The following is a 13,890-nucleotide window of genomic DNA, read 5'->3' as shown; positions in this document are numbered from 1 at the left end:
GGGTACTGGAAAGAAATAAGAATACGGCAGGGAATGTCTTTTGTCAGGACATTCTCTGCCGTTTCATTATTTTGTCAGGTATCAGAGGTCGATATCCAGAAGGACAGTCAGACTGCGGGGGAGATGAATCTTTTCCAGATTCTCATCATTGCTGCCGCGCAGCAGGCCCTCTGTAAACAGGCGTTTGATCTTGGAACGGGAGACAGAAAGCTGCTCGGCCAGAAATTTATCAGTTCTGATTTTCAGGTCATGCGGATTCTGGATATGGATCATCCGGCAGTTTTCGGTCGGATTTTGCCGGGAGACAGAGGGAAATGCCTCTTTTTTGGAGACGGTGTAAGAGACAGAATCCTCCCTCACAACAGCCCGGTTTTTCTCAAATATTTTCTTGTCAGTGCCGATTTTCAGGGCAAGGCTGCTGTTGTTTTCCTGGAATTTCTGATACAGATTCCGGGGCAGTTTTTGAGGGCTGATGCGTTCAAAAACAGTCAGATTGTAGGTGGACCTGCACTTTTCGCACTGGTAGATCAGCCAGATATCCACACATTTTCCATTGGCGTTGATGCGGAAATCCCCGGTACTTTGAAACAGGGATTTTGTGCCGCATTTCGGACAGTTTCTGATGATTTTATAGGAGGAGGCAGGGAGTATGGTCCAGGTCTCCTCTTTTAAATAGCTCATATGCATATTCCTTTCGCGTTTTATCAGGTCAGGATCTGCAAAGGCTATTTCAATATGAAATTGTTAATATGCAATAGCCTCTGCTATGCATTTTTCTTGGGTTCCAGCATGGTAGTTCCTCCTTTTTACGATATGGGGTTATTATAACGGGAGGATGCGGGGGAGTGCTACCTTAAACTTTTTTCCAAAAGAAAATGAGCAGATACCCATTGGGAAATATGGTATCTGCTCAAGAGGAAACTATTTGCAACTGACATTGTCTGCTTAATAGTTACAACTATTTTCTTTTTTCCTGTAATAAGATCCTCTGTACGCTTTTCAGGGACAGACAGTATTTATCTGCCAGCCGGACGGGGTCCGCGCCATTTTGATAATCACGAAACAGTCTGGTATTGCGGGCGGCGATTTCCTGCCGGATTCCTGTAGTGTCCCCCCAGGAACGTCTGTTTTCCGTCTTTCTGGGAATATAAATACTCTCTCCCTCCACGTACTGCTGTATTATTTCAAGCAGTTCTTTGGGAAGAATCTTATCAGCCTTTTTGTAGCTCATCCTGTCCTCCTTGATTTTTAAAATTCCAGGATTCACAAAGGCTATTTTATATTTGATGAGTATCCGCAATAGCCTTTGCTACGCGGACATAACATATCGTTTCATAAAAAATGCCTCCTTTTATTGTTCGAAAAAATTATTTTGATTTTCTGGTTTGATTATACTGTATGTGGAGGCATTTGTATAGGAAAAGTTAAAGCAATTCGGTCATAAACTGCATCATTTTGTCCTGAAAACCAGGAAAGGGTTCATGGCCATATTCCGGATATATAATCATTTTTTTGTCGGAAGTAAGGGCATTGTAAGCTGCAAACTGGGTGGAAGGCGGGCATGCCTTATCTTCCAGTCCAATTCCCCATAAAACATCTGCCTTTACCCAGGGAGCCAGGTTTCTGATGTCAATATACTGCAGTTGTCTGAAAAAATCCTGCTCCTGCTCGTGGCAGGGGTCCAGGATACGGAAGTAGTCCCACAGTTCCAAATAAGCACCCTGGCATTCCTGGTGACAGCAGGCACCCTGGTAATCCGATAAAAAGGGGCTGCACGGAGCCGCTTTTTTGATTTCCGGTGTAAGGGCAGCACAGGCAATTGCCAGGCCGCCGCCCTGGGAGGTTCCAAATACGCCCAGTTTCTCGGCGTCTATTTCTTCAAAACGCATCAGGATTCTGGCAAGCAGTGCAGTGTCCAGAAAAATCTGACGATAAAGAAGTTTCTCTTTGGTATCCGTGATCCCACGGATCACGTGGCCGGTTACAGTTGTTCCGCGGACGCTTCCCAGATCTTCGGACAGTCCGCCCTGGCCGCGGCAGTCCATGGAGGCTATTGCAAATCCCATGTCGGTATACGCCATTTTTTCGCACCAGTCACCGGCATTCCAGCGGTATCCATGGAACTGCAGCAGGGCAGGAATGGGGTGTGAAATGTTTTTTGGCCTTAAATACTGGGCATGGATCCTGCTTCCGTTCACTCCGGTGAAATACAGGTGAAAGCATTCTGTATGTGTGCCCTGAAACTCTGCTTTCTGCAGACTGACATCAGGGTTTATCCGGTCTAATTCTTCCAGGGCATCTTTCCAATAATCTGTGAAATCAGCCGGCTTTTCCCCCATTCCTGTGTAGGTTTCCAGTTCTTTTAATCGATTGTGATAGGTTTTCATATACATTACCGGTATAATGCAGATGCATTATCATCCATCCTTTCCAAGCACAGCGCTCATACGCTTAATTGTTCATGTTAAATGCAACGGTATCCTGTGCCTGCTTCAGCTCAGATTCAAAATCAGCGCCTGTCTGGATAATGTTGGAGACCGCAACACCCACAGCATCCACGGCATCGTAATAATATGTTCCCCTGACACTTACAGGGACTTTTTCTGCAAACCCGACAATGTCTGCATAGACTGCCTGACCACCGTAATACTCCTGTCCCTCGTTGTAGACATCGCTGTCTTTCATTGGGAGCCATGTGGCTAATGCTCCTGATTTCGGAAGAATTGTTTCATACAGTTCTACACTGCCTGCAAATGTTTTGCCAAGGAAATCAACAGCCAGGTCCGGGTTCTTTGAGGTACTGGAAACGGCCCAGCTGGAACCGCCGTTGCTGGAATAATTGGTGGCACCTTTGATATTATCAAGGGCCGGCATATTGGTGATGCCCCATTTCCCTGACTGGTCCTCTGCACCCTGAATACTGCCGGAAATCCAGCATCCATTGATTGCACAGGCTGCGCTGCCGCTGTTGAGAGAGCCCACATACTGATCCCAGTCAGTGACTTCTGTAAGAATCCCCTTTTGAACCAGTTCTATATATACGTTCATAGCAGCGCGCAGGGATTCATTGTCCACCATATTTACACTGCCGTCATCATGGAAGGCGGTAGCACCTGTGGAACGCATCATCATCATGACAAGTTCCGGACTGCCTCCATTGCCTGACAGAAGGGAAATACCGGTTTTTTCTTTCACCTGTTCTCCCAGTTCAATAAATTTACTCCAGATAATATCAGTAAAATCGTCCAATGAAAGCCCGGCATCAGCCAGAATGTCTGTCCTGTAGGCAGCTACACACGCTCCGTTGTCAAAGGGAACGGCATAGTTTTTTCCATCTTTCATGGATTCCGCCACCTTTGATTCGCTGAACTGGTCAAAGGGGATTCCTGAATCGCTCAGATCAGAAAAAATGTCAGGATAGCTCTCCAGAAACTTTTGATATGTATGATCCTGCAGAAGGAAAATATCAGGAAGTATGCTGGTATCATCAGCCAGAGCCGCGGTCGCGATCTTGGTTTCCACATCGCCTGAAGTCAGTTCCACAATGTCCAGCTTGAAATCAGGGTGATCCTTTTGGTAGATTTTTTCGGCCTCTTTCATGGCGTAAATATTGAAATTCTGGTCCCAGGCCCAGACCATAAGCGTATTCTTGTCATCCTCTGTTTTTTCAGCCTGAGGAGTAGTTTCAGTATCCGCGTTTGTTTCTTTTTTATCCTCATTGGTGTCTTGTGTTTCGCCACATGCACTTAAAGAAAATGCCATAATGCCTGCCAACAGTAAAGTAATCATTTTTTTCTTCATAATAATCCCTCTCGGTTCTTATATTTCACAGAACGGGCCCTTCTCCGAACCTTATAAGTGCGGAAAACTCTGTGATTCACTGTGGTCACATTATAGTATAGGTAATGGTATCCATGTCATCAATTCCGGTTAAAAACTATGCAATTTCACTCATTTTTTCTATGCATTACCATCCTTCTTCTGTCTGGATATTGTATTCCAGAAGCTTGCGTTCATAATTTTCGGGATGGTTTCTCCATTCCCTGGGAGAAATACCAAGTATTTTTTTGAAATTTCGGTTAAAGGTGGTGAGAGTTTCAAAGCCTGTTTTATAGGCAATATCTGCGATAGGATCATTGCTCATCTGCAGAAGGTCACATGCCATTTGTATTCTCACCAGATTGATATAGCGGGCCGGGGACATTTTCATGTATGCAGTAAAGACCTTGCGAAAATGATTTTCTGTAATAAAACATCTGTCAGCCAGGTCTTTTACGGAAATATTATCAGGATAGTGGATGCTTATATAGTCCACGACATTTAATAAAAGTGCTGTCAGTTTGTCTGCTTCATGTTCCCCGGGTTCCAGCGTGTCACTCTGATTCATCCTGGCAATTTCCATCATAAGTGCTGACAGAAGCCCATCGGCCTCCTCTTTGTAGTAGACCGGATGTTCTTTGGCCAGAGCCAGCAGACGACGGATCAGCTGTCCTGTAAAAGGATAATCTTTCTCTGAGAGAAAGGATGCTTTTTTATTGATCTGCCGAATGATCTTATCCGACAAAATAGGATTTGCCTGGTGGAATTGGCTGATGATTGAGGAAACATCCAGAAACAGATATTCCCAGCTGCTTATGGTATTTAATTTGCTGTTGGTAGTGTGTGGGAAATTTCTGGGTATGATGGAAAACATGCCGCCCTGAAATTCATGTTTTGTATTTTCCAGGGATAATGTACCCTCTCCGTAATAGCAGTATCCTATTTCCATGTGATTGTGAAAATGAAGGTAATCCACCTCCACACCATAGCACTGTTTTAAATTTTCACCTGTCAGCGGAAGCATATGGCTGTCCGCCGGTATTTTGTAATATCTGAACTCCATTTTGGGTTTTCTCTTCTTCATCTGAGCCATTCCTTTTTCTGTGATTTGAGGCATGTTTTTTTATATTATAACAGAAAAAGAGACATGTTTACAAAAATAATGAGACTTGTACAGCGGTTATGATATGATACACGAAACAGGAAAAATCCACGATTTAAGGATTTTTTCACAATTACCGGGTTATAATCCTCTCAGAAAACAGGAAAGGGAAGGATAGTCAGATGCTTTACAGAATATTAAAGAAGGATTTGCTGAGGAGAAAAGGGGTCAATGTGATACTGTTTCTGTTCATCACAATAGCCACGATCTTTCTGGCCAGCAGTGTGAACAATATCCTGGTGGTGAGTTCGGCCATCAGTTATTACATGGAGTTTTCCGGGGTTCCGGATGTGAATTTTATTCTGAAGGGAGATACGGAGAAAGAGAAAACAGAAGAGTGGCTGGACGATGGGGCGAAAGATGTGAAGGAATACGGAGACAGCAGTATGATCGCTCTCAATGACCAGAATATGAAAATCATAAAAAACGGAAAGAAAAAGGAATACGCCGCCGCAGGCACCAGCGTTTATTTAGCCGCTGCAGGTATGGAATACTGTAAGGTTTTTGACCTGGATGGAAAGCCGTTTTCTCTGAAAAAAGGTGAAGCTGCCCTGACCAGGGATGCCATGGAGAGAAACCATCTGGAGTCCGGGGATAAGATCTCCATTTCAGTGGGAAAGACAGAAAGGAAACTGACGGTTTCCGAGCAGATAAAAGACGCGGCTTTTGGAAGCGACATGGTTGGAATGAACCGGATCATCGTCAGCGAAGAGGATTATGAAACATTCCTAAAGGATGAGAATGCAGAGAATATCCGTATGTTCTGTGTCATGACAGACAAGGCGGCAGAGTTTGTGAGGGATCTGAACAACCAGGACTTTACCACTGTTTTAAGTACGGTCTCAAAGAGTATGTATAAAATGATCTATTCTTTTGATATGATCATGGCAGCGCTTTTGATCTTGGTCGGTATCTGCCTGATCCTCATTGCCCTTCTGGTACTCCGCTTTACGCTGGTGTTTACCATGGAGGAAGAATATCGGGAAATCGGGATCATGAAGGCAGTGGGATTCCGGAATTTCGCTGTGAAAAAGGTATATCTCTTAAAATATCTGGTTCTTGTGACGGCAGGTACTGTGGTGGGATTCGCAGCCAGTATTCCGGTCAGCAGGGCCATGGTGGCAAGTGTCAGCAGAAATATGATCATGGAGGACAGCGGCTCCAACCTGTGGGTGAATTTTATATGTTCCGGTTGCATTGTTTTGCTGGTAATGCTTTTCTGTTATACCAGTACCGGTAAGCTGGATAAGATATCAGCCATCTCTGCCATCAGGAGCGGAAAGACAGGGGAGAGATTCAAAAGAAGAGCCGGAATCAGACTGAACAGGAGAGGGAAAATGTCTGTTCCCATGTTTTTGGGACTGAACGATATGCTTACCCATATGAGGCGGTATCTGGTGCTTATGATCACCTTCTGCATCAGTTTTGTGCTGATCACCATACCGCTGAATACCATCAATACCATGAGGAGCCGGGAGATGGCAGTCAAGTTTGCCCTGGACCCTGACAGCGCCGTGTATGTGAGAAGAATCGAGAAGGCAAGAGAGGGAAATTACAGATACAAGGATGACCTTTTGGCAGGAATGCAGCGTGTGGAGCAGGAGATGAAGGCGAAGGGATATGATGCAGAGCTTACGGGCATTCCGTTTTATTTCCTGAAAATCTCTAAGGATGGTGTCGTCTCAGACCAGAAGCTTCTGGTATTACAGAATCTGGGACAGAACAATGATTATTTGCATTATGACAAGGGGGAAGCCCCCAGGCTGGAAAATGAGATCGCTCTCTCCGAGACAGTGCTGAAGCAGAATAAATGGAACATTGGAGACTGGGTAGATGTAAATATCGGCAGCAAAGAGAAGAGATTACTAATAACAGGGACGTATTCTGACTATATGCAGATGGGACAGTCCGGCAGGATGAATCCTGTGATAGATATGAAGGAAGAGATGATGGCGGATTACTGGAATATCCTTGTGGATATGAAGACGGATAAGACACAAAAGGAACTGGCCGCTGACCTTAAGAAGGATTTTCCGCAGTATGAGTGGGATGACGCCCAGTCTCTGGTTGACCAGAATGTGGGCGGGATCCAGGACTCTTTGGCAAAGCTTCTGCTGCCCATGACCGGTCTTCTCTGCGCCATTATCATGCTGATCACTGCCCTTATGGAAAAGCTGTTTATTGTAAGAGAGAAGGGGGAGATTGCCATGATGAAAAGTGTGGGGTTCCGCAACCGGAGTATCCGCAGGTGGCAGATCCTTCGTATGGTCTGGGTGGTTCTGGTATCTATGATAGCGGCAGTTCCCCTGTCTCTTCTGAGCAACCGGTTTATGTTAAGACCTATCTTTGCCATTATGGGGGCTGATGTGGAGATCCAGGTCGTGCCCTGGCAGGTGTACGGTGTCTATCCGGGAATCCTGATGGTGGGAATCATCGCAGCTACCATATTTGCAACCGGAAAAGTGAAACAGATCCATATACGTGAAATGAATAATATAGAATAAAAATCCAGGTGGAGGGAGAAAGAAATGGAGTCTTTGAAAGTTTCAAATTTGTGCAAAACATATATTATAGAGAAGCGTCAGAATAATGTTCTGAGAAATGTTAATCTGGAGATAGAACAAGGGGAGATGGTGGCTGTAATGGGGCCTTCCGGTTCCGGCAAAACGACCCTTCTCTATACAGTCAGCGGCATGGACAATGCCACTGCGGGCAAGGTGGATTTCTTTGGACGGGAGATGACAGGGCTTACTGCAAATGAGATCAGTGATATGCGGCTGGAGCAGATGGGGTTTGTGTTTCAGCAGATGTATATGCTGAAAAATCTTTCTATTTATGATAACATTATTATGCCGGCCTATCAGACACCTGCGGGAAAGACAAAGAAAGGCCGGGCGGCCGTCAATGAGAGGGCAAAGATACTGATGCAGAAGCTGGGAATCAGTGAGGTGGCGGACAATGACATCAACGAGGTATCCGGCGGGCAGCTTCAGAGGGCCTGTATCTGCCGCAGTCTGATCAATGAGCCAAAGATCATCTTTGCGGATGAACCTACAGGTGCGCTGAATAAACAAAATTCTATAGAGGTTATGGAGGAGTTAAACCGCATCAATCTGGACGGGACCAGTATCCTTCTGGTCACACATGATATGAAAGTGGCGGCGCGCTGTGAGCGGGTGCTTTATATAGAGGACGGTGATATCCGGGAGGACATTACACTTGGAAAATGGCAGAAAGACCAGGATATGAGGGCAAGAGAGCGGACATTGAATGACTGGCTGATCAAGCTGGGCTGGTAAAGAAAGGATTTGTATGAAAGATATTTTGCTGGTGGAAGACAACAGGGAGCTGGCAGAGCTTCTGCAGGCATTTTTGGAAAAAGACGGGTTTACTGTTCATCCGGTACCTACCGGAGAGGAGGCGGCAGCATATCTGGAAGAGAACAATGTGAAGATCATGCTCCTCGACATTATGCTTCCCGGCATGGATGGTTTTGCCGTCTGCCGGACAGTGCGGGAGAAAGGAGATATCCCCATATTGATCATGAGTGCCAGAGCGGAAAAGGATGATAAGTTAAACGGATTCGGTCTGGGGGCAGATGACTATATGGAAAAGCCTGTGGACCCGGACCTGCTGACTGCCAAGGTGCGGGCACTGCTGCAGAGAACTTACGGGGCCAGAAGTGAGACGGACTATCTGGTATCAGGCGGCCTTACCATAGACAAAAATGCGCGGAAGGTTTACCGGGACGGGCAGGCAGTGGAGCTGAATGTAAAAGAGTATGAACTGCTGTTATTACTGGCTGAAAACCCGGGGAGGACCCTTCACAAGGAATATCTTTTTGACCGGATCTGGGGTATGGACAGCTTCAGTGAGAATCAGACGCTGACGGTGCATATCAGAATGCTGCGAAACAAAATAGAGGAAAATCCCAGGGCGCCCAGGCGCATTCAGACTGTCTGGGGTGTGGGGTATCGGTATGAGGAAATATGACAGGATTCTGGCAGTAACGGTATGTCTCTATCTGCTGCTGGCGCTGGGAACAGGTCAGATCCTTTACCGGATGCAGGAGCACAGAGACAGGGAATTCCGGGTGGAGATAAACCGCCTGTACCATACCATATCAGCGGGAACACGCCCGGAGGAAGTGGAGCTGAGCGGATTTCGGGATGTATACAGGATTGACAGTCTGCCCCTTGCTGATGCGGCTGACAGGGAGAAGTCAGAGGCATTTTACAGTGATGAAAGTAATGGAGGCAGTGTTATAAAACCCTGGTATACGGACAGCAGTCTGAAAGGGTATCTCCGGTTTTCATACAGGGAAGAAAATATGAGCCTGGGCGGTGTGATGGTGACCGTGCAGGCTGGTCTTGCACTTATGGCAGCATTTGTGGTGGGAATTTTACTGTATTTGAAATACCGGGTCATCCGTCCATTCAACCGGGTAAGCGAACTGCCTTATGAGCTGGCAAAAGGCCATCTGAAAGGCGAGGTAAAGCAGGAGAAGAACAGATATTTCGGTGACTTTCTCTGGGGAATCGGGCAGTTAAAAGATACGCTGGAAGTGACGAAAAAGCGGAGGCTTGAGCTGGAAAAGGAAAAGAAAAAAATGCTGCTGTCCTTGTCCCATGACATGAAGACGCCTCTTGGGACCATCAGACTTTACGGAAAAGCCCTGGAGCAGGGACTCTACGATACAGAGGAGAAGAAGTGCCACGCTGCCCGGCAAATCTGTGCGAAAGCAGAAGAGATTGAGGGATATGTGGCGGAGATCATAAGAAGCTCAAAGGAAGATATTTTAGATGTCCGGGTGGAAATGGGAGAATTTTATCTGGAGGAACTGGTAAAGCGGGTGGCAGACACCTATGTGGAAAAGTGCGCAGTGCGAATGATGGAGCTGCAGATCGGCAGATATGAGAACCGGCTGATGCGCGGGGACCTTGACCGTATACTGGAAGTGTTTGACAATGTGATGGAAAACGCCTTTAAATACGGGGACGGCAGAAGAACTGAGATCAGCTTTTATGAGGAGGATTTCTGCCAGCTCATCCGCATTTTTAATACGGGGGAGGCCGTGTCGGAGAATGATTTCAATCACATTTTCGAGAGCTTTTTCAGAGGGACGAATAGTCTTGGGCAGCAGGGCAGCGGGCTGGGACTTTATATCTGCAGGGAGATCATGCGGAAGATGGACGGGGAAGTGTTTGCAGAGAAGGAGAAGGACGGGATGGGAATTGTGCTGGTATTCCGATAGTGAAAGGAATGTCTGGTCATGAAACCGGACGAAGATAAAACAGCATGATACAGCAGCCATGTTTACGGAACCGGCGGTTTGTCAAAATTTTTGACAGACCGCCGGTTTTGTCTATAGTAAAAGCAGTTCCGGCATAGTATGATGAGAGTATGAAACAGCACGGAAAGGAGGGATGTGGAAATGGAAGCATTCCGTACCATTGAAGTAAAACGAAGCATTTTTGATAATAACGACAGGCAGGCGGAGCAACTTCGCAGAGAACTGAAAGAGAAGAGGGTATTCCTGCTGAATCTCATGTCTTCCCCGGGTTCAGGCAAGACGACAACCCTGCAGCGGACCATTGAGGCATTGAAGGAGGAGCTGAAGATCGGCATTATGGAGGCGGATATTGACTCTGATGTGGATGCCCGCACCATAGAGAATATGGGGGTAAAAGTAATACAGCTCCATACAGGGGGCATGTGCCACCTGGACGCGGATATGACGAGGCAGGGGCTTGACGCCATGGGAACCGGAAGCGTGGACCTGGCTGTGCTGGAAAACGTGGGAAATCTGGTCTGCCCGGCGGAATTTGACACGGGGGCAGTGAAGAACGCCATGATCTTATCGGTTCCGGAGGGAGATGACAAACCTCTGAAATATCCGCTGATGTTCTCCGTATGTGATGTGGTGCTGATCAACAAGATCGACGTGATGCCCTATTTTGATTTTGACCTGGAAAAATGCAGAGAAAACATCAGACTGCGCAATCCCGAGGCGAAAGTGATCCCAATCAGCGCAAAGACAGGGGAAGGTGTGGATGCGTGGGCAGATTGGCTGAGGACAGAAGTAAACATGTGGAGAGAAGCAAGGTAATCCGGAAGCAGGACTGTGAACAGCAGCAGGATAGCTGCAAAAGAGCATCTAAAGAGCTGCAAAAGAGCAGCGAGGCGGCTGCAGAATGGTAGAAAGGGTGGGTTTGTATATGGCAAATTTAAGACCGAAGATCGTGAAACTGGCAAAGATGGTGGGCGGTGTTGCAGGGGCAATGAACCGGATCGATGAGAAGGCTCCGGAATACTATGCGCTGAATGCTGTGGTCACGGATGATATGGCAGATGTAGCCCTGGTCATGGGGCTTCGCCAGCCGCGAACCTTTGAGTATATTGTGGAGAAATGCGGCAGAAGCCGGGAAGAGACCAAAAAGCTTCTGGACCAGCTTACATACACAGGTGTAGTAAAAGTATGGACGGATAAAAAGGATAAGAAGGACCGGTACTTCATCAATATTTTCGCGCCGGGCATGCTGGAAATGATGGTAAATAACCGGGAGCAGCTTGCCGCGCATCCTGAGATCGGCAAGGCATTTGAGGAGTATACCAGAAAGAGGATCGCACCTATGGCGCCCCTTTTTCCGGAAGGCATGGCAATGATGCGTGTGACGCCTGTGGAGAGTGCTGTCAAAGACCTTCCGGGAGTACAGCCCTGGGAAAAGCTGTCTTATTATCTGAGAAAATACGATACATTCAGTGTGTCTGACTGTTCCTGCCGCCAGTCCAGAAAGGTGCTTGGCGAGGGCTGCGGACATCTGGAAAAGGATATCTGTATCCAGATGGGAACAGGAGCAGAATATTATATCAGGACAGGAAGAGGCCGTCAGGTGAGCCGGGAGGAAGTGCTGGAAATCCTGAAATTTGCGGAGGACAACGGCCTTATGCATGAGATGCCCGCAACAGACGGGCTGGGTGAATCGGCGGCAATCTGCAACTGCTGCAGCTGTTCCTGTTTTTCCATGCGTATCGCAACGCTGTTCCGCACACCGGATGCCATCCGCTCCAATTTTACAGCGGAGGTGAACCCGGAGGAGTGTGTGGCCTGCGGGCAGTGTGTGGAAAACTGTCCCACAAATGCCCTGAAGCTGGGACAGAGACTCTGTGCCAAAAAGCCGCTTCCAAAGACAGAGGAACCTACGGCCAGGGATCATGTGTGGAGCAAAAAGAACTGGAATATGGACTACAGGGAGAACCGTCAGGATGTGGCGGAGGAGGGAACTTCCCCCTGTAAAACCGCCTGTCCGGCCCATATTGCGGTACAGGGCTATATCAAGCTGGCTGCCAGGGGAAAATACAAAGAGGCCCTGGAACTGATCAAAAAGGAAAATCCATTCCCGGCTGTCTGCGGCCGTATCTGCCCGCATGGCTGTGAGAATGAATGTACCCGCGGGGATATTGACGAGCCCATCGCCATTGATGAGATCAAGAAATTTATCGCGGATAAAGAACTGGACAGTGATGTGCGCTACATTCCGCCGAAACGCTACCATCTGGGCAATAAGATCGCCATTATCGGCGGCGGCCCTGCAGGACTTTCCTGCGCGTATTACCTTGCCATAGATGATTACCGGGTGACTGTTTTTGAAAAACAGGAGAAGCTGGGCGGCATGTTGGCACTTGGAATCCCCTCCTTCCGCCTGGAAAAAGAGGTGCTGAATGCAGAGATTGATGTGCTGAAAGAGATGGGTGTGGAATTTAAGACCGGCGTGGAAGTGGGAAAAGATGTGACGCTGGATGAACTGAGAAAACAGGGCTACGAGGCATTTTACATAGCAGTCGGCGCCCAGGGCGGACGCAGGCTGAACGTGGAAGGAGAGGACGCTTCCGGTGTGGTATCCGGTGTGGAATTCCTGCGCGAAGTAAACCTGGGATGCGGCCGTACCCTCGCCGGAAATGTAGTGGTAGTGGGCGGCGGCAACGTAGCTGTGGATGTGGCCCGCACAGCCACAAGGCAGGGAGCTGACACGGTAAAAATGTACTGCCTGGAAAGCCGTAAGGAGATGCCTGCCCTGGATGAGGAGATCGAAGAGGCAGAGGCTGACCATGTGGAATTCCAGAACGGATGGGGCCCGAAACGCATTCTGACAGAGGATGGAAAGGTGACAGGCGTGGAATTTATGCGCTGTGTCTCTGTCTTTGATGAGATGCACCGTTTTGCACCGAAATACGATGAGGAGGATACCATTACGGTTCCGGCTGATACGGTTCTTCTCTCCATTGGGCAGTCTATCGAGTGGGGCAGCCTGCTGGAAGGCAGCAAAGTGAAACTGGGCCGCGGAAACACTGCGCAGGCTGACAGCCTTACTTATCAGACCGGAGAAAAAGACGTGTTTGTGGGCGGCGACTGCTGTACCGGTCCGAAATTTGCTATTCACGCCATCGCAGCCGGCAAGGAAGGAGCAATTTCCATCCACAGATATGTGCAGCCGGGACAGACTCTGACCTTGGGCCGCGACAGAAGAGAATACCATGCCTTTGATAAAAATAACGTGGCTGTGGATCTGCAGAGTTTTGACAATACACCGAGACAGCGCCCTGCCCATGCACAGGAGAAGAAGGGCACTTTCCGGGATGACAGGATGACATTTACAGAGGAACAGATGAAAAAAGAGACGGAGAGATGCCTGGGCTGCGGTGCCGTACAGGTGGATTCCTATATGTGTGTGGGCTGCGGTATGTGCACCACAAAATGTAAATTTGATGCCATTCATCTGAAACGTACCGGTCATTCCAAACCGGATCTGTATGAGAAGCTTCCGGTGAAAATCGCGGCAAATGCAGTGAAGAGAAGCGGAAAAATTGCCGCCTCATCTGTGAAAACTACCCGCAGAAAGGACTGATCC

Annotated in this window: 11 protein-coding genes; 6 read left to right on the top strand and 5 right to left on the bottom strand. The window is 47.8% G+C overall.

Translation table 11 applies throughout. The annotated features are described in order from the left end of the window. Window positions 1–81: 81 nt before the first annotated feature. The 5 genes from MUB35_RS16845 to MUB35_RS16825 form a co-directional block, all read right to left on the bottom strand. Window positions 82–681: a DUF1062 domain-containing protein gene (locus MUB35_RS16845; RefSeq protein WP_187370645.1), complete on the bottom strand. Its 600-nt coding sequence runs from the start codon at window positions 679–681 to the stop codon at window positions 82–84. 277 nt (window positions 682–958) lie between these two features. Next, entirely contained in the window at window positions 959–1,231 is a 273-nt protein-coding gene (locus tag MUB35_RS16840; RefSeq protein WP_033139018.1) for a CD3324 family protein, read from the bottom strand. 193 nt (window positions 1,232–1,424) lie between these two features. Further along, window positions 1,425–2,387 (bottom strand): acetylxylan esterase, encoded by a 963-nt coding sequence (locus tag MUB35_RS16835; RefSeq protein ID WP_244806533.1) that lies wholly within the window; start codon window positions 2,385–2,387, stop codon window positions 1,425–1,427. A gap of 64 nt (window positions 2,388–2,451) precedes the next feature. Beyond that, complete coding sequence (locus MUB35_RS16830) at window positions 2,452–3,801, bottom strand: ABC transporter substrate-binding protein (RefSeq protein WP_244806532.1); 1,350 nt, start codon at window positions 3,799–3,801, stop codon at window positions 2,452–2,454. A 166-nt stretch (window positions 3,802–3,967) separates the two neighbouring features. Continuing rightward, window positions 3,968–4,903: an AraC family transcriptional regulator gene (locus MUB35_RS16825; protein ID WP_244806531.1), complete on the bottom strand. Its 936-nt coding sequence runs from the start codon at window positions 4,901–4,903 to the stop codon at window positions 3,968–3,970. 200 nt (window positions 4,904–5,103) lie between these two features. Here MUB35_RS16825 and MUB35_RS16820 point away from each other — a divergent pair, with 200 nt between their 5' ends. The 6 genes from MUB35_RS16820 to MUB35_RS16795 all read left to right on the top strand — a co-directional run bounded on the left by MUB35_RS16820 (window position 5,104) and on the right by MUB35_RS16795 (window position 13,887). Beyond that, window positions 5,104–7,485 (top strand): ABC transporter permease, encoded by a 2,382-nt coding sequence (locus tag MUB35_RS16820; RefSeq protein ID WP_244806530.1) that lies wholly within the window; start codon window positions 5,104–5,106, stop codon window positions 7,483–7,485. Between the two features lie 24 nt (window positions 7,486–7,509). Continuing rightward, window positions 7,510–8,280 (top strand): ABC transporter ATP-binding protein, encoded by a 771-nt coding sequence (locus MUB35_RS16815; RefSeq protein ID WP_033139022.1) that lies wholly within the window; start codon window positions 7,510–7,512, stop codon window positions 8,278–8,280. A gap of 13 nt (window positions 8,281–8,293) precedes the next feature. Then, window positions 8,294–8,974 carry a response regulator transcription factor gene (locus MUB35_RS16810; RefSeq protein WP_227242771.1) on the top strand — a complete coding sequence of 227 codons (681 nt, stop codon included), beginning with the start codon at window positions 8,294–8,296 and terminating at the stop codon, window positions 8,972–8,974. Then, window positions 8,961–10,235, top strand: a complete 1,275-nt coding sequence (locus MUB35_RS16805) for a sensor histidine kinase (RefSeq protein ID WP_244806529.1) — start codon at window positions 8,961–8,963, stop codon at window positions 10,233–10,235. The genes MUB35_RS16810 and MUB35_RS16805 overlap by 14 nt, the downstream gene beginning before the upstream one ends. A gap of 180 nt (window positions 10,236–10,415) precedes the next feature. After that, window positions 10,416–11,090: a hydrogenase nickel incorporation protein HypB gene (gene hypB / locus MUB35_RS16800; RefSeq protein ID WP_244806528.1), complete on the top strand. Its 675-nt coding sequence runs from the start codon at window positions 10,416–10,418 to the stop codon at window positions 11,088–11,090. Window positions 11,091–11,199: 109 nt separating this feature from the next. Next, entirely contained in the window at window positions 11,200–13,887 is a 2,688-nt protein-coding gene (locus MUB35_RS16795; RefSeq protein ID WP_331477543.1) for an FAD-dependent oxidoreductase, read from the top strand. Window positions 13,888–13,890 lie beyond the last annotated feature (3 nt).

It is taken from the genome of Blautia sp. NSJ-175, from assembly GCF_022867815.1.
GTDB classification, from domain to species: domain Bacteria; phylum Bacillota; class Clostridia; order Lachnospirales; family Lachnospiraceae; genus Blautia; species Blautia celeris.
This window is presented reverse-complemented; position numbering and strand designations above follow the sequence as displayed.